This is a genomic window from Pseudomonas defluvii, from assembly GCF_001695625.1.
GTDB lineage: Bacteria > Pseudomonadota > Gammaproteobacteria > Pseudomonadales > Pseudomonadaceae > Aquipseudomonas > Aquipseudomonas defluvii.
Map to the genome: position 1 here is coordinate 1 of NZ_MBPN01000089.1, position 22,017 is coordinate 22,017.

Annotated in this window: 16 protein-coding genes, 1 tRNA gene and 2 pseudogenes; 7 read left to right on the plus strand and 12 right to left on the minus strand. The window is 56.1% G+C overall.

Going from position 1 to position 22,017, the window contains the following annotated elements; genetic code table 11:
• Positions 1 to 1,040 (plus strand): OprD family outer membrane porin (locus EKA13_RS20310; RefSeq protein WP_100250152.1); only part of this gene is annotated, 1,040 nt, incomplete at its 5' end.
• Positions 1,041 to 1,063: 23 nt separating this feature from the next.
• Here EKA13_RS20310 and EKA13_RS20315 read toward each other — a convergent pair.
• From EKA13_RS20315 to EKA13_RS20325, 3 genes are all read right to left on the minus strand, one after another.
• Positions 1,064 to 2,728 carry an FMN-binding glutamate synthase family protein gene (locus tag EKA13_RS20315; RefSeq protein WP_065761092.1) on the minus strand — a complete coding sequence of 555 codons (1,665 nt, stop codon included), beginning with the start codon at positions 2,726 to 2,728 and terminating at the stop codon, positions 1,064 to 1,066.
• Positions 2,729 to 2,877: 149 nt separating this feature from the next.
• Positions 2,878 to 4,029: a lysozyme inhibitor LprI family protein gene (locus EKA13_RS20320; protein WP_065761093.1), complete on the minus strand. Its 1,152-nt coding sequence runs from the start codon at positions 4,027 to 4,029 to the stop codon at positions 2,878 to 2,880.
• 85 nt (positions 4,030 to 4,114) lie between these two features.
• Positions 4,115 to 5,455, minus strand: coding sequence for an alginate export family protein (locus EKA13_RS20325; protein WP_245704367.1), 1,341 nt, complete (start codon positions 5,453 to 5,455; stop codon positions 4,115 to 4,117).
• A gap of 510 nt (positions 5,456 to 5,965) precedes the next feature.
• Here EKA13_RS20325 and EKA13_RS28955 point away from each other — a divergent pair.
• The 5 genes and pseudogenes from EKA13_RS28955 to EKA13_RS20345 form a co-directional block, all read left to right on the plus strand.
• Positions 5,966 to 7,030: pseudogene (locus EKA13_RS28955) on the plus strand (cache domain-containing protein); the annotation flags it as partial.
• Positions 7,031 to 7,231: 201 nt separating this feature from the next.
• A complete protein-coding gene (locus EKA13_RS28960) occupies positions 7,232 to 7,936 on the plus strand; it encodes a methyl-accepting chemotaxis protein (RefSeq protein WP_371917261.1) in 705 nt (234 codons plus the stop codon).
• A 130-nt stretch (positions 7,937 to 8,066) separates the two neighbouring features.
• Positions 8,067 to 9,845 (plus strand): SulP family inorganic anion transporter, encoded by a 1,779-nt coding sequence (locus tag EKA13_RS20335; protein ID WP_065761095.1) that lies wholly within the window; start codon positions 8,067 to 8,069, stop codon positions 9,843 to 9,845.
• Positions 9,846 to 10,286: 441 nt separating this feature from the next.
• The gene (locus EKA13_RS20340) at positions 10,287 to 10,598 is read left to right on the plus strand and encodes a DUF6124 family protein (protein ID WP_065761096.1); all 312 of its coding nucleotides are present in this window, start codon (positions 10,287 to 10,289) and stop codon (positions 10,596 to 10,598) included.
• Between the two features lie 263 nt (positions 10,599 to 10,861).
• Positions 10,862 to 11,095, plus strand: coding sequence for a hypothetical protein (locus EKA13_RS20345; protein ID WP_065761097.1), 234 nt, complete (start codon positions 10,862 to 10,864; stop codon positions 11,093 to 11,095).
• A gap of 95 nt (positions 11,096 to 11,190) precedes the next feature.
• Here EKA13_RS20345 and EKA13_RS20350 read toward each other — a convergent pair whose 3' ends face one another.
• Complete coding sequence (locus EKA13_RS20350; RefSeq protein WP_065761098.1) at positions 11,191 to 11,868, minus strand: FMN-dependent NADH-azoreductase; 678 nt, start codon at positions 11,866 to 11,868, stop codon at positions 11,191 to 11,193.
• A 98-nt stretch (positions 11,869 to 11,966) separates the two neighbouring features.
• Between EKA13_RS20350 and EKA13_RS20355 the strand changes: the two genes are divergently transcribed.
• Positions 11,967 to 12,821, plus strand: a complete 855-nt coding sequence (locus EKA13_RS20355) for a LysR family transcriptional regulator (protein ID WP_065761099.1) — start codon at positions 11,967 to 11,969, stop codon at positions 12,819 to 12,821.
• A 434-nt stretch (positions 12,822 to 13,255) separates the two neighbouring features.
• Here EKA13_RS20355 and EKA13_RS20360 read toward each other — a convergent pair whose 3' ends face one another.
• The 8 genes and pseudogenes from EKA13_RS20360 to EKA13_RS20395 all read right to left on the minus strand — a co-directional run.
• On the minus strand, positions 13,256 to 13,894 hold the full coding sequence (locus EKA13_RS20360) for an HNH endonuclease (protein ID WP_065761100.1): 639 nt from the start codon (positions 13,892 to 13,894) through the stop codon (positions 13,256 to 13,258).
• Positions 13,884 to 14,519 (minus strand): hypothetical protein, encoded by a 636-nt coding sequence (locus EKA13_RS20365; RefSeq protein WP_065761101.1) that lies wholly within the window; start codon positions 14,517 to 14,519, stop codon positions 13,884 to 13,886. The genes EKA13_RS20360 and EKA13_RS20365 overlap by 11 nt, the downstream gene beginning before the upstream one ends.
• Positions 14,516 to 16,798 (minus strand): sensor histidine kinase, encoded by a 2,283-nt coding sequence (locus EKA13_RS20370; RefSeq protein ID WP_065761102.1) that lies wholly within the window; start codon positions 16,796 to 16,798, stop codon positions 14,516 to 14,518. The genes EKA13_RS20365 and EKA13_RS20370 overlap by 4 nt, the downstream gene beginning before the upstream one ends.
• A gap of 6 nt (positions 16,799 to 16,804) precedes the next feature.
• Positions 16,805 to 18,076 carry an N-6 DNA methylase gene (locus tag EKA13_RS20375; protein WP_083199868.1) on the minus strand — a complete coding sequence of 424 codons (1,272 nt, stop codon included), beginning with the start codon at positions 18,074 to 18,076 and terminating at the stop codon, positions 16,805 to 16,807.
• Between the two features lie 367 nt (positions 18,077 to 18,443).
• Complete coding sequence (locus tag EKA13_RS20380) at positions 18,444 to 18,719, minus strand: hypothetical protein (RefSeq protein ID WP_065761103.1); 276 nt, start codon at positions 18,717 to 18,719, stop codon at positions 18,444 to 18,446.
• A pseudogene (locus EKA13_RS20385) lies at positions 18,716 to 19,695 on the minus strand (integrase domain-containing protein). The gene EKA13_RS20380 and the pseudogene EKA13_RS20385 overlap by 4 nt, the downstream one beginning before the upstream one ends.
• A 789-nt stretch (positions 19,696 to 20,484) precedes the next feature.
• Positions 20,485 to 20,560 (minus strand) — tRNA-Thr (locus EKA13_RS20390).
• Between the two features lie 350 nt (positions 20,561 to 20,910).
• The coding region (locus EKA13_RS20395; protein ID WP_065761104.1) for a methyltransferase at positions 20,911 to 22,017 on the minus strand (1,107 nt) is incomplete at its 5' end.

Genomic DNA, 22,017 nt, shown 5'->3' on the forward strand with positions numbered 1-22,017 from the left:
CCATTTGCTGTCATCCTTTCGAGGACGACAGCTTAAACTACCCCGTAGTCACTGTCTCAAAAGGTGGATCCACTATAGGCGCCCAAACCAATTCCCCGCACAACCTTGCCCGTGGTGGTGCTGCGGTCAAGTTCCGCGTCTCCAACACCGTACTGAAGTACGGCGACCAGATGCCGACACTGCCTGTGCTGCAATATGACGATTCGCGTCTGCTGCCAGAAAGCTACACCGGTACCCTGGTCACCTCCAAGGAAATCGAAGGCCTGGAGCTGAACGCGGGTCGCTTCACTCAGGAAGCGCGCAAGAGCGCTGAAGGTCGTGACAGTGGTGGCCTGAAGTCGATCAACGTCTTTGGTGGTAGCTACAAGTTCACCGACAACCTGTCGGCTTCCCTGTACGGCTCTGATGTCGAAGACGTCATGAAGAAGCAGTACCTGGGTATCAACTACGTGATGCCGATCGCCGCCGAGCGCTCCCTGACCCTGGACTTCAACGGCTACAAGTCGAAGATGGACCGTGACTTTGTCAAAGACGCCGATTTGACTGGCCGCGACAACACCATCTGGAGCCTGGCGGCAACCTATGCCTTTGGTCCGCACTCTATTACCCTGGCACACCAGCGCAGCACCGGTGACACCGGCTACAACTACGGCGGTTACCAGAGTGCAGATTGGGTGGGTGACGGTGGCTCTACCATCTACCTGGCCAACTCGTACTGGTCCGACTTCAACGCCGAAGACGAGCGTTCCTGGCAGTTGGGCTACGGTCTGGACTTCGGTGCCTTCGGCGTACCGGGCCTGACCTACAAAGTGGCCTATGTGCGTGGTGACAACATCAACACCCACGGTTACGGTGAAGGTAAAGAGCGCGAACTCTTCAACCAGTTGAAGTACGTGGTTCAGGAAGGCCCTGCCAAGGACCTGTCGGTCAAGCTGCGCAGCTCGTTCCTGCGTACCTCTACCAGTGTTCAGCAGAGCAAATACAACGACGACGGCAACGAAGTCCGCGTATTCGTCGAGTACCCGATCAACGTCTTCTGATTGGCGTCTCCCACAACCCCGGCCTAGGCCGGGGTTGTTTCTCTGCGGTTCCGGGCCGCCCGGATCTCCACCACCTCGCCGGTGTCTGCGGCGAAGCTGTCACTGCGGGCCATCCGCCACATCCGCGCATAAAAATCGCTTTCAATCGAGCCACTGAGCAATTCGCCAGGCTTGAGGAACACGTGCAACTGCGAAAACAGGCGTACTTCGCTAGGGCTGATGCGTCGCGCCAGGTGCTTGGGCTTGAGCTCTTCAGGGTGCTCCAGGCCTGCGGCAGCGAGCATTTCGGCCAGCGCGTGCAGCGTGTTGCGGTGGAAGCTGTACACCCGTTCGGCTTTCTCCGGCACCACCAGCGCTCGCTGGCGTAGCGGGTCTTGGGTGGCAACCCCGGTCGGGCACTTGTTGGTGTGGCAGCTTTGCGACTGGATGCAGCCGATGGCGAACATGAAACCGCGTGCCGAGTTGACCCAGTCGGCACCGATGGCTAGCACACTGGCAATGTCGAAGGCACTGACAATCTTGCCGGCGGCACCGATGCGAATCTTGTCGCGCAGGTTCAGGCCCACCAGAGTGTTGTGTACGAACATCAGGCCTTCACGCATCGGCACGCCGATGTTGTCGCTGAACTCCCTTGGTGCTGCACCGGTACCGCCTTCCTTGCCGTCGACGACAATGAAGTCCGGGAGAATGCCGGTGGCCAACATGGCCTTGGCGATCCCCATGAACTCCCAGGGATGGCCCAGGCAAAACTTGAAGCCGACCGGTTTGCCACCGGACAGTTCGCGCAGTTGGCCAATGAACTGCAGTAACTCCACCGGGCTGCGGAACGCGGTGTGAGCAGCAGGGGAGACGCAGTCTTCACCCACGTTCACGCCGCGTGTTTCGGCGATTTCAGCGCTGACCTTGTGCCCTGGCAGAATCCCGCCGTGGCCAGGCTTCGCGCCCTGGCTGAGCTTGACCTCGATCATCTTCACCTGAGCCGAGCAGGCCTGTTCGGCGAAGCGCTCAGGGTCGAAATGGCCGTCGGCGGTGCGGCAACCAAAGTAGCCGCTGCCAATTTCCCAGATCAGGTCACCACCGTGCTCACGGTGATAGGGGCTGATGCTGCCCTCGCCAGTGTCATGGGCAAAGCGGCCGAGTTTGGCGCCCTTGTTCAGCGCGCCGATGGCGTTGGCGCTGAGTGCACCAAAGCTCATCGCGGAAATGTTGAAGATCGAGGCCGAGTACGGCTGGCGGCACTGCGGCCCGCCGATGGCCACGCGGAATGATGCCGGGTCGGGGGTTTCCACTGGCAGCATCGAATGGCTGATGAACTCGAAGCCCGGCTTGTACACATCGTTCAGCGTACCGAAGGCTTTCTCGGCGCTCTCGTTCTTGGCCCGTGCGTACACCAGCGAGCGCTGGGCCCGGGAGAACGGCAGCTTGTCGTCGTCGCCTTCAAGCAGGTACTGGCGAATTTCCGGGCGGATGGTTTCGATCAGGTAACGGATATTGCCCAGGATCGGGTAGTTGCGTCGCACCGCGTGATGGCTCTGGCGCAGGTCATTGAGGCCAACCAGGCTGAGCAGGGCGGTGATCAGTGTCAGGGGCCAGAGGCCCGCGTGGGCAGAGAGAAAAGGCAGGCTTGCGACAGTGAAAAGCAGACAGCCTGCCAGGCAGGCATAACGGCTGTAGAGCGACGGTTTCATGGATCTTCCGCTGATGAGTACGTCTTGCCTAGGATAGGGAAAGCGCTTCGGGAGAAAACCTGCGATTTCGGTAAAACACTTTTAAGGGGCAGGGGCTTGCAAGCGGCCAGCCGTCATGGGCCTTGGCGCAGGCAAGCCGGTTTACCCCCTTACTGAACCGGGGCGATGGCGAAACCCAAACGGTTTTCCTCAAGGTAGACAAGTGCTTCCTGGCCAAGCAGCTCCACGGGCCGCGCCGAAACCGCTTCATGCTCAGGGACGATCTTGGACAACACTTTGTTGACCAGGTCCACCCGCCAGACACAGGCCATGGCACCACTGTTGTCGAAGTACAACACGGCCCGGCGCTCGCTCCAGGTCGGGTTCACCAGGCTCCAGTCGGTGGCGTCGTTGGCCATCACGCGCTCGGTCTTGTGGCGGTCAACCCGCTCGTCATACGACAGGGTCAGGTTGCTGTTGTTGCCGTTGATATCGCCCAGGATACGGGCCTTGGCGAACTGTGCGGTACTGGACGGCACCTGGAACGTCTGCGCGGTCGGCTGCGGTGCCGCACCCGACCCCAAGGTATACGCCATGGCCTGTTGCAGGCCTTTGTCTTCTTGCTGGCGATAATAGAACACCCCGTCGACCACCCCGGCGTAGCGCTTGCCCTGATCGTAGAAACCGGTTTTTTCCCAGCCTTGGAAGGCAATGTGGGTGGCGATCGGGTGCCAGCCCGGGCGGGTATCGGTGTATTCGTAAAGGGTGCCGTAGGTCTGGTGGTTGAAGCGCTCGCTGAGGTACAGGTTGTCGCGGTCGTTGCTGTTGCTGACATAGAGAATGACATGCAGCACACCGTCGACCACGGCGGCGTCGACAATGTGCTTGAAGACGTGCGCGGGCGCCTGCGGCAGCTCGGCCAGCACGTAGCGCTGCCACGGCTCATCGTCTACTTGCGTATACACCTGCCCCTCGGGCAGTGGCGACAGCGCGTGAACATCGACCCTGGGCGGCTGCTGCGGGGTCAGCCGCTTGATCTGTTGGTCGTAGGCGGCCTCCAGGCAACCGATCGTCTGGCACGCGTTGCGCACCTCATACAGCCAGGTGGCCCCCAGTTGGCGGAAAACCTGATGTTTTTTCAGCGGGCGGAACAGGGCATTCAACTGCTCGTCCTTGGCGGACAGCGACGGCGTATTGCAGATGGCCTGTTCCTGCAGGGTGACAGCCTTGTTGCAGTCAAACCCCGCCGCGCTGGCGGTGTGTTGCAGGGCGAAGGCAAGCAGCCCGGCGAGCATTGCGCCAAGGCATAGGAAGCGTTTCATTGCACATCCGTGTGAGTTTGAACAAGCACCCATGGTACGTCAGCCAGTGGCCCGGGTGAACCAGGCCACGGCCACGCACCGGGCGCTAGAAAAACGTCGCCACGGTCAGTTGCAGGTAGGTGTTGGTGTCGTCGTTGCCCAACTGCAACCCGCCTTCGCTGGCACTGCGCTCAGGTTTGTACAGGCCCACCAGCGGGCTGATGATCAGGTGCTCGTTGACCGTCCACTCCAGGTACAGGTCCAGTTCCTGGCCGCTGAGGTTGCCAAGATCGCGGTCGAGGGTGTCGAAGTCGAAGAACAGCGCGCCCAGCGTCAGGTCGTCCCGTGGCGTCGCTTTCAGGCCGACATGATGCACGGCGGTATTACTGTTGAACGGCCCGGCATAGTTGGCCGCCACTTCACCTTGATACCAGGTGCCGTAGCCACGGCTGAAACCGTAGAACAGCGGGTCGAAGGCCTCGGAGAAGCGGCTGTAGCGGTAGGTGGCCGTAGGTTTCCACGGCACATCGGCGAAGGTCCAGGCGCCCTCCAGGTACCAGGCGTTCTCGCGCCCGCTGTCACGGTCTTGGGTGGCGTACTCGAACGCCAGGTTGAGGTTTTCAACCCCCAGCCCGCCGCTGCCGCGCACGCTGACGGTGTCCATGTCCTTGCGTTCAAGCTGGGCGGCGGTGGCGAAGCGCTCGTTGACGTCCAGCCCGTGAATCCAGGTCAGCCCCAGCGTGCCGGCTGCGCCCACATGCTCCAGGGTGGCCGCCGCCAGTTCGGTTTCGGCCTGGGCACGGTTGTCTGACTTCAGCCACACCAGATCACTGCGCCAGCCTTGCGTGCCGCCCACATGCACAACCGCGGTCTGGTCGAAGGCCTTGCGCCCGGCCAGGTAGTAGGCGCCGCCCCGGTCGAAGTCGGCACCGAGGTCGGCATCGCCGACGTTCACCGAGTCGCCGTTGAGCAGGAAGCCGTCGCCGAGTTTGACCAGTTGGCGGCCGGCGGAAATGTCCACGCCGTCCTCACCAAACAGTGGCAGCAGCGCCCCGGAACGCCAGCCCAGGTAGGCGTCTTCCACGGCTGTGCGGCGTTCGCTGCCGAGGGTGAAGCCTGCCGCATCACCGTCACCCCAGGTACCCGAGCTCACCAGGTTGAACTTGCCGTACAGGCTGCCAGCGTCGGCCAGCGTCTGGCTGCCGCTCAGGCCGTACTTGATGTAGCCCTCGCGCCAGGCCGAACTGCCAGCGCTGCGGTTGCCAGCGGTGGCATAGCTTTCCTCGCTGTGCATGATGCCGAACACCGCCTCCAGGTCGGCGTTCAGTACGCTGCCGCCCTGGTTGTACAGCTCGTAGGCTGGCGCTGGCAGGCTGGCAAATACGCCGCTGGCGGCCAGTGCCAGGGCAAGGCGCGTTCGCAGGGGAGTGGACGTTCGCGTGATCATCGGGGGGCTGCTCCTATGGTTTTTGTTGTGCAGGCCCGTGCGCAACCGCCATGCCAATGTTCGCCAGGCGTTGTAAGGCCATGGAAAACAAGGTGTTTTTCATCAACGCTCAGCCCCCTGCGCAGTGTCTCGGCATCTTGCCGATGCGACAGTCGCTGTCTCAGGCTGTAACAGTGGGGCGTGTGCATACCTTCGCCTTGGCCGGCCATTACCCCCCGTAAATGCTGGCCATCAGGCTGTTTTCAGCGCGCTTTGGCAGGTGGCACGCAATGTGTAAAGGCTCTAACAAATACGCCTGCGCAGGCGTGCCAGTCGCCCCCGGCGTAAGGATCACGTGCGATGCTGCTGAACCGTCTGTCCATCCAGTGGAAAATTACCCTGCTCACCGGGCTGTGCCTGTTGACCATCGTTGCGGTGCTGATTGGCATCTCGCTCTACCGCATGAGTGCGAGCACCGAGCTGGTCAAGGCCAGCAGCGCACAGATGCTCGAAACCTCGGCCCGCGAGCGCATGGAAGGCGAGGGCCGGGTACAGGCGCTGACCCTGCAGCGCTTTTTCCTCGCGGCCTATCAGGACGGCGTAAACCTCAGCCGCCAGGTACTGCAGCAACAACGCCAACTGCAGAAGGCCCAGCTTGCCCCTGAAGCCCTGCGCGAGTCGCTGCACCAGCAGGTGAAAGAGGCCTTGCAGGCCAATCCGCAACTGCTCAGCCTGTACCTGGTGTTCGAGCCCAATGCGCTGGATGGCAACGATGCCCGTTTCAGCGGGCAGGGCGCCAGGGGCAGCAACGAGCAGGGGCGCTTCTCCAGCTACTGGGCGCAGCGTAACGGCGAGTTGAGCACCTTGACGGTCAGCGAAGCGCTGATCGCCGACAGCACCACCATGCTCGATGGCACCCCGTTCAACACCTGGTTCAACTGCCCGAAACAGACCCTTGAACCCTGCCTGCTCAACCCTTATTTCGACGACGCCTCGGGGCAGAAGACGCTTATCACCTCGCTGACCTTCCCGGTGATCGACAACGGCAAACTGCTGGCGGTGCTGGGCATGGACATCAGCCTGGCCAACTTGCAGCAACTGGTTGAAGCCAGCAGCCAGCGGCTGTACCAGGGCAAAGGTGCGGTCAGCATCGTCAGCGCCGGCGGATTGCTCGCCGGGCATAGCCCGGATGTAACCCGGCTGGGCCAGACGCTGAGCCAGGCCTACCCGGAACACGGCAGCGAGCTGCTGGCCCTGCAACGCCAGGGCCAGGCCCACGCGCAGCAACAGGCCGGTCGCTTGCAGGTGCTGGCGCCACTGCAACCCATACCGGACGCGCAGCCCTGGTCTGTCCTGCTTGATGTACCTATGGACGCCCTGCTGGCCCCGGCGCGAGCCCTGCAGCAGGACCTCGACCGCCGCAGCGCCGAAGGTACCTGGCTGGAGCTGCTGTTCGGCCTGCTGGCTGCCGTGGCCGGGCTGTTACTGGTGTGGCTGACCGCACGCGGCGTCACCCGGCCTATCCTGGGTGTCGCCGCCATGCTGCGCGACATCGCCAGCGGCGAGGGCGACCTGACCCGGCGCCTCGCCTACGACAAACACGACGAGTTGGGCGAACTGGCCGGTTGGTTCAACCGCTTCCTCGATAAACTGCGGCCGATCATCGCCGATGTGAAAAGCTCGGTGCAGGACGCACGTGGCACCGCCGACCAGTCCGCCGCCATCGCCAGCCAGACCAGCGCCGGTATGCAACAGCAGTACCGTGAAGTCGACCAGGTGGCCACCGCGTCCCACGAAATGAGCGCCACGGCCCATGATGTTGCCCGCAGCGCCGCCCAGGCCGCAGAAGCTGCACGCGGCGCAGACCAAGCCACCCGCGAAGGCCTCGGCGTGATCAACCAGACCACCCGTGCCATCGACGACCTGGCCCGCGACATGACCCTCGCCATGAGCCAGGTGGAAGGCCTGTCCAGCAGCAGCGAACAGATCGGCTCGGTGCTCGAAGTGATTCGCGGCATCGCCGAACAAACCAACCTGCTGGCGCTCAACGCCGCCATCGAAGCTGCCCGGGCCGGTGAGGCCGGCCGTGGCTTTGCCGTGGTCGCTGACGAAGTACGCAACCTGGCCAGGCGCACTCAGGAGTCAGTGGAAGAGATCCGCCAGGTGATCGAAGGCCTGCAAACCGGCACCCGAGATGTCGTTGCCTCAATGCACAGCAGCCATCAACAGGCCCAGGGCAGCGTTGCCCAGGTCGAACAGGCCGTTACCGCCCTGCGGCGTATTGGCGATGCCGTCACCGTCATCAGCGACATGAACCTGCAGATCGCCAGCGCGGCCGAAGAGCAAAGCTCGGTTGCTGAAGAGATCAACCGCAACGTCGCAACCATCCGTGACGTGACCGAGTCACTGTCCGGGCAGGCCGATGAGTCGGCCCAGGTGAGCCAGGCACTGAACCGCCTGGCCAACCAGCAACAAACCCTGATGGACCACTTCCGGGTATAGGAGGCACTGCCGCGCAATACCCATGGCGTACTCCCGACTTTGCTGCTATCAAGACACCAGCGTGCACGCTAACTAAACTTCTCTGAGCCGTTAACCACGGAATTGCAGGTCTTTAGCTGCTGGGGTCTTAATGAGCAATTCCGAATCGTCGTCCCCTCGCCCTGAGCCCGGTCGAATTCACCGTCGCGTCAAGCTGACCGACCAGGCCGGTTGGGCGCGCTGGATGCCGGGGCTGCGTACGCTGCGCGAGTATCAGCTGGCCTGGCTGCGCCATGACATCATGGCCGGGCTGGTGCTGACCGCCATGCTGGTGCCGGTGGGCATCGCCTACGCGGTCGCCTCGGGCATCCCCGGGATTTATGGCCTCTACGCCACCATCGTGCCGCTGCTGGCCTACGCCCTGTTTGGCCCCAGCCGCATCCTTGTGCTCGGCCCCGATTCCTCCCTGGTGGCGGTGATACTGGCGGTGGTGCTGCCCCTGTACGGCGGTGACCCGATGCGTGCCGTTGCCCTCGCCGGCATGATGGCCGTCGTCTCCGGCGCGGTGTGCATCCTGGCCGGGGTGGCCCGCTTGGGCTTCATCACCGAACTGCTCTCCAAACCCATTCGCTACGGCTACATGAACGGCATTGCGCTGACCGTATTGATCAGCCAACAGCCCAAGTTGTTCGGCTTCTCGATTGAATCCGACGGCCCGCTGAGTAACCAGTGGGCGGTGATCATGGGGGTGTTCGAGGGCAGCATCCACTGGGCCAGCTTTGCCGTCGGTGCCGCGACGCTGGCGGTTATCCTGCTGTTCAAGGGCAACGGCCGTGTGCCGAGCATCCTTATCGCCGTGGTTGGCGCAACCGTCGCAGTCAGCCTGCTGGGCCTGGCCGAAGGCGCTGGCGTCGAGGTGCTCGGCTCCCTCCCGCAAGGCCTGCCGGCCTTCGCCATCCCGTGGATTACCCGCGACGACATCGTCCCGGTACTGATCGGTGGCTGCGCGGTGGCAATGGTTTCGTTCGCCGACACCAGCGTATTATCGCGGGTGTATGCCGCACGAACCCGCAGCTACGTCGACCCGAACCAGGAAATGGTCGGGCTGGGCATCGCCAACCTGGCCGCCGGGTTCTTCCAGGGCTTCCCGATCAGCAGCAGCTCATCGCGCACACCCGTGGCCGAAGCCGCCGGGGCGAAAACCCAACTGACCGGCGTCGTCGGCGCGCTCACCGTAGCCGGCTTGCTGATGGTCGCCCCCGACCTGCTGAAAAACCTGCCCACCAGCGCCTTGGCCGCGGTGGTGATTGCCTCGGCCATCGGCCTGATCGAAGTCACCGACCTGCGGCGCATCTACCGTATCCAGCGCTGGGAATGCTGGCTGTCTATCGCCTGTACGGTCGGGGTGGTGATGTTCGGTGCCATTCAGGGCATTGGGCTGGCCATCGTGATTGCCGTGATCGAATTCCTCTGGGACGGCTGGCGCCCTTACTCCGCCGTGCTGGGCCGTGCCAAGGGCATACAGGGCTATCACGACATCAAGCGTTACCCCGAGGCGCGGCAGGTGCCTGGCCTGGTGCTGTTCCGCTGGGACGCCCCGTTGTTCTTTGCCAACGCCGAACAATTCCAGGACCGCGTACTGGATGCCGTGGCCGCCTCGCCAGCGCCCGTGCGCTGGCTGGTGGTGGCGGCAGAACCAGTCACCAGCGTCGACGTCACCTCGGCCGACATGTTGGCCGAACTGATGGGCACCCTGCATGAGGCGGGCATCGAACTGCGCATCGCCGAAATGAAAGACCCGGTCAAAGACAAACTCAAACGATTCGGCCTGTTCGCGCAATTGGGTGAAGACGCTTTCTTCCCGACCGTGGGCACGGCGGTCAAACACTACCTCGCCACCCATGCCGTGGCCTGGGACGACTGGGTCTGAATCTCGCCCACAAAATGAAACAGCTGGGCGCTACTGAGCGCGGGTGGTTTTGCGCGAGTATTGCCGGGCTATGGCGGCTGTGCGCATGAGGGCATTGGCCCTGCCGGGTGCCTACTGTCCCGGTCGACCAACCTGCGCATGGCGGCCACCCTTCGATCTTCGCCTTGCCTCATTGCACCTTGGGCGTTAGGCTTCGTGGGTCGCTGAACATCAGTGATCAGGCTTGGTCGCCTGTCGGAAAAAAATTCAAATCAGGTCCCATATACGAATACTGACGAGCTCCTCGTCCGTAACGTAGTTCTATGGCGGCTGTGCGTGGGAGGCATTCGTGCCTGCCGGGTTTGTCTTTTTTCCTGGTCGACCAACCTGCGTACAGCTGCCACCCAACTTGTTTGGTCGCAAGCGGTGACGGCTCAACTAAAAGAAAAAGAGAAGTTCACCATGACAAAAATCGTTCCCGATCCCCCGCAATCCCTTCTTGGCAAAACCGCGACCACCGCATTTGGTTGCTGCGACGCCGGCCATGCACCCTTGTTCACCGTACGCTCCGGCATCGATGCCGAAGACGCGCTGGTCCACGTCTCCCTGCTGCTCCAGGGCATCTACGACACGGCCCAACAGGCCTGTGAACACATCGACGACATCCCCAAAAAAGGCCTGCTATGGTCCACCCTGCACTCCGCAGAAATGGCCAAAGGGCTGGTCGATGCGGTGCTCGATGGCATTGAAACCCAAGCCTTGAACCGCCGGTAACCGATGGCGTTGTCGGCGCTTGAGTTGCCCGTATCAAGCGTCGACATCTGATAGGCGTACTTCAGAAGCCGAAGCCTGCACAAGGCCGTTCCGGTTGTTCTGAATCAATTGGCCACCCTCAACATTCGGCGGGCGTTGAACTCGACCCGAAACACGCGGCTACTTCAAGCCCTCCCTGGGGGGGAACGGTGTCCTCTCTTTCATGGGGCTCGTTCAATTGGTTACGCTCTGGCCTCCATCAAACACATATCAAAGGATTGAAAATGAAAAGGAATAAAGAAGCCGTTTTGAAAGTGCTGACTATGGTTGAGGAGGACACCTTTGTCGGGGGAATGAGTTCGATGCAGCTCAGCGAAATGTGTACGCGAGGATGCAGTGAAGGAGAGCTAGAGTCTGCAAAGCTTTTGCTGCTTGACAGCGGCTATCTGGTTTCTGAAGGCAATATCAGAATCACTTGGGCCGGCCACTCACTTCTAGAGGAGCTGAGGGGCCAATAATGCTATTAAGCCCAATAGCAATGTTTAAAAAGGTCAGCCCAGTGCTGGCCTTTTTTATGGTTCTTCATGGAGGATCGGGAAGATGTTCTTCATCTTCATGCAACAGAGTTCGCAGGCTGAAAGTTTATGTCCGAAACGCTTAGGGCGTCCGCCAAAGCATTTGCGCGCATCTTGGCTTCATGGCGAGAGGTACTGTCCACCTCCGATCCTAGAACCGTTTTTTCGACGATGATTGACTCTACGTCGGTGATGCCAATAAGCCGTAACCACGCTTCCACATAAGGCTTTTGAAAGTCGAAATGTTGAGCGGGTGTCAGCGACGCAGCAGAGAAATCCAGACCTCGGGCATAGACGACAACTGCTTTTTTATCTCGCAACATGCCTTCAAGCCCAGTTTTCGGATTGAAACTAAACAGCACGTCTTTCTGCGATACCACGTCAATGAAGTGCTTTAGCTTGTAGGGAATGCTGAAGTTCCACAGCGGCACAGACAGCACGAGCACGTCGGCTTCGTGCAGGTGATTTGCCAATGCCTTCAGTTCATTCCAGGCAACCACCTGAGTCGCAGTCAACTCCAATCCATTCAATCCAGAGTACTTGGCATCCATCACCTCATCAGAAAACTCCGGCAGTGATATCTGCCACAGGTCTAGCGTTGTCACTTCCAGATCGGGATGAGAGCCCAAGAGTCGCGAAATGAAACTCTGGGCGACTTCTATGGACGCTGAGCGATCTTTGCGGGGGGAGCATTCGATATGAAGGAGCTTGGCCATTGCGGTCTCGTGTCGTGGTGGGTGTACGAGGCATTGCAACATATCTTTAAAAGAAATATAAATTGAGAAATTAAACGCTATTCATCATGGATTGAGATATGTTTGATCCGCTTCTTCTAAAGACTTTTGTTGCCGTAGTTGAAGAGCAAGGTTTTGGTCGCGCTGCAGAAAAACTCCATCTCACCCAACCTGCTGTCAGTGGGCATCTGCGCCGCTTGGAAGAGCAGGTCGGCAAACCTCTGCTCAAGAGGACAACCCGGTCGCAGGAACTGACACTGGAGGGCGACCGTCTGATGCGCCACGCCAGGATCATCCTTGCTCTCAATCGAGAGGCATGGGCTGAAATGACGCGAGCCCCTTTCCAGGGGCGTATCAGGGTGGGGCTTGCGGAAGACCTTGTGGAGACCAGGCTGCTGCGTGAACTGCAGAACCTTGCACTAGGTTACCCAGGTATGGAGATTGAGTTTCAGATCAACATCCCCGGCACACTGGTCGGCTTGATGAAGCAAGGAGAGTTGGATTTAGTGGTCGGGTCTTTGTGTGAGACCGATAGCTCAGGGATCCTGTTGTGGAGCGAACCGCTCATTTGGGCGACCGCTGCGCAGCCACTCACCCCAATCAGCGAGCCGCTCCCGCTGGCACTGTTTCCAGAACCTTGTGCTTATCGAGAGGCGGCTTTGCTGCATCTTGCACAAGCGGGCATCGCTCAACGCACGTCGATGCTATGCACCAGCACGAATGCCCTGCGCTCGGCTGTGTTGTCCGGAATAGCCATAGCCCCGATGCCGCTAAGCCAGCTGGTTGCGGGAATCTCAGTCCTGAGCGCTGAGTACGGATTGCCACCGTTACCCAATGCCGAATTTCGGTTGTTCTCGGCACCAGATGCAGACCCAGAAATCGTCACAGCGCTTACCAAGGTATTCCTGGAATACTGCTCGATGCGCCGCCAGTGAGCATCGCTCTTGCTTTAGCTAGTACGAAGCCACCGCATCAGCCTCGATCAACATCCCTTCGGGAGCCGAACGCGACACAGGAATTAATGTACAGACTGGTAGTCGTGCGGTGTGTTGAGATTGCTATCGCAGGCAAGGCTTCACCGGTTTTGTGGCGGGTAGGGTGAAGGTAGGCGGTTTCAGGGGGCTTTGGCGGATGGCTGTATGAAAGGATTTCGCACGAACAGCCGCCAGAAACAAAAAAGGCCCACCTTGTGGTGAGCTTTCTTTCGTACTGCGTATGGTGCGGCACCAGGAGTCGAATTTTTCTTTAAATGTCTGTATTAAATAGTTATTTTTAGGGGAGGGAAATCCAGCTACCCCTAAAAATATCCTTTTCAAAATATCTACCTATTCGCTGTAGTATAGAGTTTGATAGCTTTAGGTGTCGCTTTTCAAAGCTGTGAATAGCTAAGCAGGAGCGCATCTATCTGTTTGCGTCTCTCTAATGCCTGCTCTTTAGTTAGCCGCCCTTCGACCTCTGCTGTGGTCAGAGATTGGGTGAGGCGTAGAATACCCTCTAATGTGCGTGTTTTCCTATGCTCTATGAGTCGCTTTCTTCTGATGTTAACCCTGCTGCTTCGGTTTAAGTGCATTTTTTTTATCATGTACTCCACCGGACCAGCTAATGCGGTAATGTAGCCTGTGTCTTCAACCTTTAAGAACTCATCAATATGGCGCTCAAATCGATCAATGTAGCCAATTTTTCCTATAAAGGTCAGAGCGCCATCTTCTTTGGAGCAAGGCCAATCAGAAGTCTTTAGTCCATTGCATTTAGGGCATGACAGGTGTAGGTTGTATGGGTGCGTAGATAATTTTTCAAAGTGTTCTTGAGGGCGGAAGTGATCTAGGTGCATTTCGTCGCCGCCATGCTCGGTTACTGATATGTCACAGTAAACACATCGCTGTTGGCAGTCCTCAGAAATCTTTTCATAGTTTGATCTGTAATCGGCATAAAAATTTTTGCGATTGCTGTAGTAATCTTCGATTTTGCGGCGGGAAAGTTTAGGGAAAAACATAACGTTATTCGCCATCCAGTTGTTTCAATTGCTTTTCAATTTCTGCAAGCAGTTGTTCTTGTTTACTCAGTTCCTCAGAAGGGACTATCGCCTCTGTGGTAAGTACTTGGCGTACCCGCAGAAAATCTAGAGCGTTGTATTCTTCTACCTCTTCGGGCGAAAGACTATCTTCTATGGATTTTTTAAGTAGTTCATCAAAACGGATATTTCTAGCAGACTTTATTTCATTGAATGAGTTAATATGGCGACGCATTAGGATGGAGCATTCTTCCTTGTAAGCAGGCTGCTCAATCCTACTTTTGTCAATTATATATTCAACCGAGCCAAATGGAGGTTCAATCAGCCCCATTTCACTGGTTAGAATATATAAAGGAAGTTTTGCGTCTAGCAAGCGTATAGCTGTGACAAGCTGGGAGCCCTTGTAATCGGCACCCACTTCGACATGTAATTTTTCATCTATAACAATTGAAACTACTCTCTCGAATTTTTCAATTGTAGCTAACATGTCAGAGATGGTGGGGGATGGCTCTATAGCGAACACGTCATATTCGTCGCCATAAATATCTTGCAAAGTGCCTCGATACAGGGTTCTTGACATTTTTTCATCGTCAATGAAAAGAACTATTTCCTTGTTTGTCATTTGTTTTTTCCTCTAACAGGGACTTTGATAGTGAACTCAGCCCCACCTAAGTCACTATGCGCTTTCGCACTAATAGATCCAAGCATATGATCTTCGACATGAGTCTTGACTATAGAGAGGCCCATGCCGGTTCCGATAACATTCCCACGACCATCTCGCTTACCGCTATTCATCGGTATAAATATTGACTCCTCAGTACCGGCTTCTAAGCCAATTCCTGAGTCTGAGTAAATGACCGTGATTTCACCATCAGTTTCATATAGGTCAACACGGATAGTTGATTTTTGGCGTTGCTTTTGTGCTTCAATAGCCCAGATTGAGTTGGTCATAAAGTTTATGACTATGCTTTCCCAGTCTATTTCAAACGCATAAACTTCATAGGCAGCTCCGTCCGTGTGGATGTTTATCTCAGACGAAACTCCCATTTTATCAAGGGTGACAGAAAATATTTCAAATACATATTTAAATACGCCCGGGATATGTACCTTTTTCCGCGTGCGCTTGTCAGGCTTAATATTCTCAATGGCAAATCTTGAGAAATTGTCTACATACTTGGCCCCGTCCTTAGCAATTTGGATACAATCTATAGGGTCGTCTAATAGACCATCAGAATTGTCTAGTTTTTCTAAATATGCCAATGCTCGAGTAGACCCATTTAGAGCAAATCCAGAGTGCTGTCGGACCTCATGCCCGAAGCTGATTGTTAGAATGCCAATCGACGCCAAGTTTGAAAGTGTGTTTTTTTGTTCTTCTAGTTCCTTCTTCTCTGCGCGCAATGCATCTAAATATTCTTGTTCCGCCTGACTTTGCTTGTGTCTAAGTGCTTCAAGGTGGCTTAGTCGTTGAGCTACGAGTTGAGATGGGGATAGTGATTTTTTCTTGTTTTTTTTCTTGCGACTTATAGAGGAAACGGTCTTTTTCAGGTCCTCTATTGCATTTTCTACGTCTTCGTTTGATTTGCTTAAGATTCTTGCAAGCTCAGTAGATAGGTCTAGCTTTCCATCGCTACTTGCATCTTTTTGTACAAGCGTCTCAAAGGTCTCAATGACCTTCAGTAAGAATGTACGTAACTGAAAGAAAGCGCTATTTTCTACTATGCCTTCTCGGTTTGCTTGGTCGTTGAGAATGGCATTAGTTTCTCGAGAAATTAATACTGAGCCTACTATCTGATTTGGGCCGATTTTCCAACCTAGTTGGGAAAGACCCCCTGGGCTGGAAACTTTTCTCAAGCCAATGTCAAGCCAGTCGCCCTTGCCTGAAGGCTCGCCATAAGGACGGACTCGAAAATGATCTCTATAAAGTCGAACGCCTTGGTTAAGGCGCATAAATTCCCTGAAGTTTCTAACCTTCAGATTGAGCTTGCTAAGGTTTTCAGTATCTTGGGCTAAATAGTAAAATTCGAATTTTACTGGACCGAAAAGAGGAGCGGAGCCGCTATTTTTTAACCAGGAGCTCCATGCAATTGGTTCCTGCAAGATATCGAGTTTCTGCTGGTTATTTGTATAGCACGCTTCTACGTTACCATTTGAATCAACAGTGGCTTTGACTTTCCATCGGGCCGCGCTAAGAAATTTCTCTGAGTTCAATGACTTATCGACTTGACTCTCACCCTTCCTTATTTTAAGCCTGATAGAAAACTCATTTTCAGCTTGAAATGGAGAGGTCAATAGTCTCAATTCATTTTCTAGAATATCTAAGAAATTTTGGTCCCATTCATCCTTGAGGCCAATGAGAACCATCCGTGTTCCACTGCTATCAGGATTAGAAAAAACACTACCGTATTTATCTGTGATAGGCAGGTCTACTTCATAAATTGGATGTTTTATTTCAGATAAAGATTTGTTGGTCTTCTCAAAGCGTTTCCAGTCAATGTTTAGCTGTATAGCTTTGGTCATTTCTTTGGTTTTGCTATAGAGTACTAACTTTTTGCAAAGGCGATCAATGCCGAGGCGGCCCAGGCCCTTCGCGCCAGTTAATACCCTGCATTTCCCGGCAGAGCGTTCTACTACTGACTTATTGTCAGTACCGATTTTTAACCAATGCCCTAGTAACGTTTCGGGATCCATCCCGCTACCATTGTCATCTATTATAAGGGTTGAAACAGAATTTTCTCTTAAGTGAAAATCTAAGGTCACATGATCGGCATCCGCATCGTAAGAGTTTTTTATAAGCTCTGACAATGCCACAGTCGAACTGGAGATGCTTTCGCGACCAAGCTGAAGAGTTACCCTAGCAGAAAACTCAAACGGCTTTTCATCGACGAGGGTCCTTTTAATCATATTGAGTCACCATAATGGTATGTCCTTGACTACTCCCACCGTCAGATGGCGGCAACGGATTCTATTGTTGATAAAATCATTTGTGCGCTTAGATTTTAAAACCTCTACTAACCTGCGGCAGTCTTCTAAGCTATTGGATCTGGGCTTTACGACAATAAGATGGTTTTCGACTGCCACGGGAAATGATTCATTTATTATTGCTGCAGATGCCCGGAATTTATCCGAGGGGCTAGAAGTGCGTCGAATTACTACGAATGGTGGTTCAATCAATCTTCCTTTAAAGTTTCGTGTCTCTGAAAGATTGGTTATTGAACTCCAAAGGGGCGTATTTTTGGAGTGCGCGTAGGGCGAAGATGGGCCTTCAAGAGGATCGCGATATGCTACTAGTGGGCCGATGCAAACATCGTAATGCTCAGAGATAGTGGAGCTTTTACACTGTTCTGGGAACCAGATAATAGTTTGGTTCTGGGGTGGGGTAGCAAAGCCGTGTATTAGAAAAACATCAATATCAGTTTTCTCGTTGAAGCGACCAGCTATCTCAGCGTGGCCGTCAATATTTGCTTCGACAAAATCACGCCAGTTTTGATAGCGACTCCCTGATCGTAGAACGTCAGGGAGTATTGCGCTTATTGCGCAGTTAGTCGGAACGCACCGTAGATAGTGATCGAAAACAACGCCTGCCGCATTGACTTTGCCTATCCTCCAATAATTCTCTCGAGGGGAGTCCCAGCTCGAAAACGGAGGATTCATTAGCAAGTGCGTCGTGTTGCACAAATCCTGAGCAGTGACGGACATAGCATCTTTTACTATGATTTTTGATAGTAAAGATTGTGCCTCATCAATCGTGCAGTCTTTAATGACTCCACGATTTAATGCTTCGAGGACAAGGCGTAGCTTTGTAGCTCGAATAAAGGATTCGTGAATGTCGAATCCTACGAGGACTCCTCCCCATTGGCGTAGAGTTTCAGATAGATACTCTTTAACCTCTAGCCTTCGAGAGAATTCAATCAACAGGTTTCCAGTGCCACATGTTGGGTCGAGAACTACTGAATCTAATGAAATGGGTGCATTAAAGGCGGCCACGGCGCAGGTGGAAAGCTCTTGGCCAGTGAAAAAACTCCCAAACTCCCTCATTTCATCGATGGACAGGAATGTTCTCAGTACGGAGTCAGCAGAGTCAAGGTTGACCAGTTCAGCTAGCGCTTCTCGATCAATAGTGTCGATTATTGAATCGAAAAAATTTTCTAGTGCGTGATTGTGAGGATTAAATTTATTCATAGCATTGCTTTTCTAAATCTCGAATAAAAGCATCCAAAAAGTTTCGCATGCTACCACATTTTTAAGCGGCCTCCTAGAGTTGGCGTTAATCGCCATCTCACTAATACGATATTCAATGGTCACAGATTTTGTCTTGTGCTGTGATTGTCCACAAAGTGGTCTTCATGTACTTAAAGTTTATTTATATGTGAAGAGAGTATCTTCTATTTTCGTATGGACTGCGCGAAGTTAAGAAGTCGAGAGCTTGAATGTCCATGGTCAGTCTGATCGGTTGTGGTTGTTTATGATTTGGCCATCAGCGAGCCATTTATTATGGGTTGTTTCTGGTCGATTGCTGATAGTGGTTATTGATAAAGTCAGTTTCGGCTCAGAGATAGAAAATCCATGATTTGTCTAGACGACGAGCGAGCAGCCGAACCGTTAGCAGGTAGTAGTACCGTGTCGTCTCACTGCTGTGGTTCATGCGGTGCTCTAGGAACCAAGCCACATGTTTTCTCTGCCAACCCCAAGGCGTTTTTTGCAGCCAGCGTTTTGCAATTTCAGCTTGGATGACATTCGCCTGCCGCAAGTGGCGTTGTCGCGTCGCATGCGACCCGGTCAGCACGCCAGTCAAGAACAACTCCATATCGAATGACTTACTCATGACCGACCTCCAATGTACGCAGCAACTACGTCAATCCGACTGTGTCCCAGCTCATAGCTGATCTGTCTCCGGGCCTCACGATCAAGGTTTCTATCTACCTGGCAACATTGGCCGCCGTTGATAGGCGCGCGGTCTAGAGTAATTTGCTCATAGCGCTCACATGCATACGCCGCTCGTAGCTCATGGAAGCCTTTGAGGTTGTGTGCATGCAGGATGTCCCGCGCAGGGCGGATGATTTCTTGCAGCAGACTTAGATAGCTTTCGTGCGGCGCAATCAGGTTGCGGCTTCCCGCAGGCGACACCTGTCGCGCAAACTCAAGTGCACTACGAACATGGTCGTCCACTACGATCCACCTCGGTGCGGAGGCGCCGGCGCGGCCGCCTTTGGTTCCATCCTGAATGTTAATCCTGCCTAGGTGGTTAGCCTCACGGTTTAGCCGTGGCAGGTCGGCCAAGATAGCCTCACGCAAGCGCATGCCGGTGGATCGCGCCAACAGAACGATTGCGGCGGCCCGTTGCTGATGATTTATGCAGAGCGCATTGACGATCTCTTTAACCTGATCGCGTTCTTGGCCCTGCGGCACTGATTGGCGAATCCCGGTGCGCTGCACACCCAGCGCCTTGCTCGGACTGGGTAACTTCACGTGCTGATCACCGCGAGGCGCCGCCATGGTCCTGTTTACGCTGGATAGGCGGTTGTGTGCGGTGCTGACAGCAAGGTCACCGCGCCTAACCTCGTCGCGCAGATACGCCGCATAGTCGGCCAACACTTCCGATCAATCTGCCGCACATCATTGATACCGGGCCCCTGTTCGGAGCGGCACCACTTCACTAATGCCAGCCACCGATCACAGTGCGCCTTCACCGTGCCGTAGTGGCCGCTGCCGAATATGTCTTTCAACGCCTGCGGCCCTGCATAGCTCAGTTGCCTGCCGTAGCCGAAATTGCGGCCATCGCGTCTGCCCACCAATGCCATGTCGGTCTCCTCATCGTTCGCTCTCCGATCCTCGCCCCACGTCATCCCGCCAAGAATGCTGAGTGTTATCAGGGATCAAGGCCCCTGCGACCTGTGGGTAATGTCCACTCCGCCGGACTGGCGGCTCCTTACGACCGGGAATCGCATTCCGGGAGCATGGGCATCTCATGATCTGGCCTCCTGAGCACCGTTGCCGGTGGGCGGGATGAGGGTGCATTGGCTGACGAGACCAGTGCCTGAAGATCCTGAGCCGGGTGAACGCAGCAATGCGATGACCGGGGCATGCCTGACTGTCAGTCAGGTGCAGTCCATTCCTTGGTCTGCGGCACCATCATCTGCAGTGCTGGTGTGGGTGACTTTGGTGTTTGTCACGAGGGGAGTTGTCGCACCGTTCATATAAGAGAAGAGGTCGCTACCATTCTTGGCGTGACCGAGCGACCTGCAGGATGCCAATCGCTTATGTGGATAACCGCCACGGTATGACAGCTCACTGAACAGGCTGCTGTTTGGGTAGCCTTTTTACTGTGGCGGGGTCTGAGTTGTGTGGTGTGTTGAGATTGCTATCGCGGGCAAGCCCGCTCCTACAGGGTGGACTGCCCCCGAGAAATTGGACACAAATCCAACCCTTGGTGGGCAGTCCAGGGATCTGTGCAGGGCAGTGCATTTGATCGAATCACTGTGCATTGCAGGCAAGGCTTCAGAGCATGGCTGCCTGAAAGGATTTCGCACGGACAACTGCCAGAAACAAAAAAGGCCCACCTTGCGGTGAGCCTTCTTTGGTACTGCGTATGGTGCCGGCACCAGGAATCGAACCCGGGACCTACTGATTACAAGTCAGTTGCTCTACCATCTGAGCTATACCGGCTTAGGGGCGCTATTATAGCCATCGGTTTGGTTATGTAAACCACTTCTGTAGCACTTATTGCGTAGGTTTTTTCCTTTCATTCTCTGCCGCCCGGTTTTGCCCTGCAACGGCGGCGGTTTTTGGCGGTTTTGGCGTGTGATCTGGCGGGGCTGAAAGCCTTATTCACAATCGCTATGTCACGTTACTGTCGCGCTCCTGTCCTTTAAAACAGTCGTTTGTGTTTGCGCAAATGGCTGTTTTTTCTCGCTTAAAATGTGTGACTAAAAAATGACCAGGCGCTGTTTTTCCTTGGATCCAAGGCTTTTGAGGGGTTTGTGGAAAAACCATCAACAGAGTTATCCACAGGCTGTTCACTGCCGCTGGTTGCGTTCGGCCAGTAGCATCAGGTTGCGCGGGGTGAGGGCGTAGTCGCAGAACTGTCCGAGCTGCACGCGGTAGCCCTGGGCTTGCAGGTAAAGGGCGCGGTCGAGCACCAGCCACAGTTCCAGTGGGCGGCGGAACAGGTTGCGCAGCAGTTCCAGGTTGCGCACTTCGGCCAGCCTTGCCTGGCCTGCGGCTTCCAGGGCATCCCAGTCGGGGTTGCCGTGCAGGGGCAGGTTTTTGAGGGCGGCGAGGTCGCGGCAGTAGTCGGCGAAGGGCTTGTCTAGCCAACTGCTGGGCAGTGACGGAGTGGGCAGGTAGGCGTCGATGCCGCGCTGTTGGCGTTGCAGCAGGTCGAAGCCGAGGCGGCGGGCCATGGACAGGTCGCGTTGGCGGCGTACCCGGGCGCCAGCGGTGACGGTTTCGCTCAGCGGCAGGCCGAGGTCGTCGAGGCTCAGTTGCAGCGCCGAGGCCTGGGCTGCACTCGACAGGGGTTGGTAGAGCGGGCCTTGGGTGCGGTTGTAGCAGCACGGGGCAATGGCCAGTTGGTTGCAGCCACGGGCGCTTGCCAGTTGTATCAAGCGTACGTGCAGGTCGCCGCAGGCGTGCAGGGCCACGGGGGTGTGCTGTGGGCTGAGTTGCTGGTCGGTGTCGTCGGCCAGCACATCCTGCAGGCGGTGTTCGGCGTTCAGGCCGTGGTGTTGGCTAAGCGTTTGGCCGGCCTGTACCAGGGCCGGGTCGTATTCCAGGCAGGTCAGGTGCTGGTCGTTGTGCAGCAGGCGGCGGCCCAGGTGGCCTTTGCCCGCGCACCAGTCGAGCCAGTGACGCGGGGTGTGGGTAAAGCCCAGGTGGCTGGCGAAGGCTTCGATCTGCTGCCATTTGCGCCCCGGCACGTCGACGTTCAGCCGCGGCGGGGCCGGGGTGATGGCGATTACGGGCAGTTCGCCGACCGCCGCCAGTTGCGCGGCCTGTGCCGCCAGCTGTGGATAAGGCGCCGGTGCGTCGAGTGTTTCCGGGTGGTTGTGGGCGGCCTCGGCGTCGCTCAGTGTGCGTTGGCGCAGCCACTGGGCCAGGGCCGGGTGCTCGGTTTCCCACGG

Bases quoted from the DNA above. Each gene is read 5' to 3' on its own strand.
- EKA13_RS20345 (WP_065761097.1), top strand. From the start codon at position 10,862: ATGAAAAGGAATAAAGAAGCCGTTTTGAAAGTGCTGACTATGGTTGAG.
- EKA13_RS20320 (WP_065761093.1), bottom strand. From the start codon at position 4,029: ATGAAACGCTTCCTATGCCTTGGCGCAATGCTCGCCGGGCTGCTTGCC.
- EKA13_RS20375 (WP_083199868.1), bottom strand. From the start codon at position 18,076: ATGAATAAATTTAATCCTCACAATCACGCACTAGAAAATTTTTTCGAT.
- EKA13_RS20350 (WP_065761098.1), bottom strand. From the start codon at position 11,868: ATGGCCAAGCTCCTTCATATCGAATGCTCCCCCCGCAAAGATCGCTCA.
- EKA13_RS20325 (WP_245704367.1), bottom strand. From the start codon at position 5,455: ATGATCACGCGAACGTCCACTCCCCTGCGAACGCGCCTTGCCCTGGCA.
- EKA13_RS20355 (WP_065761099.1), top strand. From the start codon at position 11,967: ATGTTTGATCCGCTTCTTCTAAAGACTTTTGTTGCCGTAGTTGAAGAG.
- EKA13_RS28960 (WP_371917261.1), top strand. From the start codon at position 7,232: ATGAGCGCCACGGCCCATGATGTTGCCCGCAGCGCCGCCCAGGCCGCA.
- EKA13_RS20340 (WP_065761096.1), top strand. From the start codon at position 10,287: ATGACAAAAATCGTTCCCGATCCCCCGCAATCCCTTCTTGGCAAAACC.
- EKA13_RS20365 (WP_065761101.1), bottom strand. From the start codon at position 14,519: ATGACAAACAAGGAAATAGTTCTTTTCATTGACGATGAAAAAATGTCA.
- EKA13_RS20380 (WP_065761103.1), bottom strand. From the start codon at position 18,719: ATGAGTAAGTCATTCGATATGGAGTTGTTCTTGACTGGCGTGCTGACC.
- EKA13_RS20335 (WP_065761095.1), top strand. From the start codon at position 8,067: ATGAGCAATTCCGAATCGTCGTCCCCTCGCCCTGAGCCCGGTCGAATT.
- EKA13_RS20360 (WP_065761100.1), bottom strand. From the start codon at position 13,894: ATGGCGAATAACGTTATGTTTTTCCCTAAACTTTCCCGCCGCAAAATC.
- EKA13_RS20315 (WP_065761092.1), bottom strand. From the start codon at position 2,728: ATGAAACCGTCGCTCTACAGCCGTTATGCCTGCCTGGCAGGCTGTCTG.
- EKA13_RS20370 (WP_065761102.1), bottom strand. From the start codon at position 16,798: ATGATTAAAAGGACCCTCGTCGATGAAAAGCCGTTTGAGTTTTCTGCT.